The sequence below is a fragment of the Kitasatospora aureofaciens genome, assembly GCF_019192735.1.
GTDB lineage: Bacteria > Actinomycetota > Actinomycetes > Streptomycetales > Streptomycetaceae > Kitasatospora > Kitasatospora aureofaciens_A.
Genome location: NZ_JAHTKP010000161.1, coordinates 1 through 1535, shown reverse-complemented (window position 1 = coordinate 1535; position 1535 = coordinate 1). Strand labels below are relative to the sequence as shown.

The window sequence follows — 1535 nt, the reverse complement described above, 5'->3', positions numbered from 1 at the left end:
CAACACCGTTGCGTTTAGCTTCGAGGGCGGGAAGCGAGTCCGTGCTCGAAGAAGGTGATGTCGGCGCGGAAGGTATAGGTCTGGGCTTTCTGGGGGTGCTGTCCGGCGTTCGGGCCGTACTTGCTGGTGGGGTTCTTGCGGCTGCGGGCCTTGACGCGAGGGCGGCGCCAGGCAGGCTGGAGCGTGTTCAGGGCGGTCCGGCCGATCGAGCCGAGCAGGTCGGCGGGACCGGCCGGGGAGGTGATGTTGCTGGCGGTGGTGACCGTGTCGGCGGCCGTCTGGAGCAGGACGGTGAAGCTGATGCGGTCCATGTCCAGGCCGGGACGGGTACTGGCGGCGTCGGCGGAAGCACGGATGAGCGCCTGGTAGGTGGCGAGCAGGGCGTAGACCTCCTGGTCCAGGCCGCTCAGGCTGTGGGAGCGCAGGACTCGGCCGTCGAGCATCGTCGCCTTGATCGAGAAGTACGTCGTTTCCGCTTGCCACCGCTCGTGATACAGCCGGACCAGGTCGGATGCCGGGTGGCGGTCGTCATCGAGCAGGCTGGTGAGCAGGCGCCACTGCTCGGTGCGGGCGGTGCCGTCGGCGAGGGTGACGGTCACCGACGCCTCGATGACGCGCACGGTCAGCAGGACGGGCAGGACGCCGTAGCCGATCCTCGCCAGGTAGGAACCGTCCGCGAGGTGCCCGTCGGGGGTGGGGACGCGGCGGGCGGAGGAGCGCACCAGGAACTGTGCACCGGTGGCCTTCACGTCGCGCAGGAACTCACCGCCGTCGAAGGCCGCGTCGGCCAGCAGCAGCATCGAGGTGTCCAGTGCGTCCAATAGGCGTTTCGTGTAGGTGAGTTCGCCGTCTGATTCGGGGCCGAAGGCGGCGGCGATCAGGGCGCGGGTGCCGCACTCGATCAGGACCAGCAGTCGAAGCAGTGGGTAACCGAACTCCATCACCTCACCAATCCGCTTCGGATAGCGCCACATGAGCGCCTCGTCGTCGGGTGTGTGCAGCAGGGTGCCGTCCACGGCCACGGTGCGCAGGCCGCGATAGAACACGCCCGTCTGTCCGGGACGGGCGACGGGGCCGGCCAGCGTCTCGAACAGGAGCCGCAGCGGTGCGGCCCCTATCCGCCGCCGGGCCCGCGACAGCGAGGAGACGGCCGGTCGCACCAGGGGCAGGCCCTCCAGTCCGGCTACCAGCTTGCCCCAGACGCTCCGGTAGGAGTCATGCTCGAACAGGGCCAGCGCGAGGACGAAGTAGACCACCACCCGCGAGGGCAACAGCCGCAGGCGCCGCTCCCGTGTCCCGGTCTCGTCCAGCACGGCGTCCACCAGGGAGAAGTCCACGATCTGGGTCAACTCACCCAGGTGGCCGGGTGCGTACACACCCCCGGCCGTCTCGATCGTGCGCGTGATGACAGACTTCTCCTGCAACGGGACTCCCGGTGATCGTCTTGCTCAGCACAAGTTGATCTATCAGGACGTCCCGTTGCGTCATTCAGCAGGGCTTGACGTGCAGCTCAAGACCCAAACGCAACGGCGTTG

At 68.2% G+C, this 1535-nt stretch carries 1 protein-coding gene; it reads right to left on the bottom strand.

The genetic code is table 11. The features are described from left to right. Positions 1–14: 14 nt before the first annotated feature. Positions 15–1424, bottom strand: coding sequence for an IS4 family transposase (locus KV557_RS41725; RefSeq protein ID WP_218207340.1), 1410 nt, complete (start codon positions 1422–1424; stop codon positions 15–17). Positions 1425–1535 lie beyond the last annotated feature (111 nt).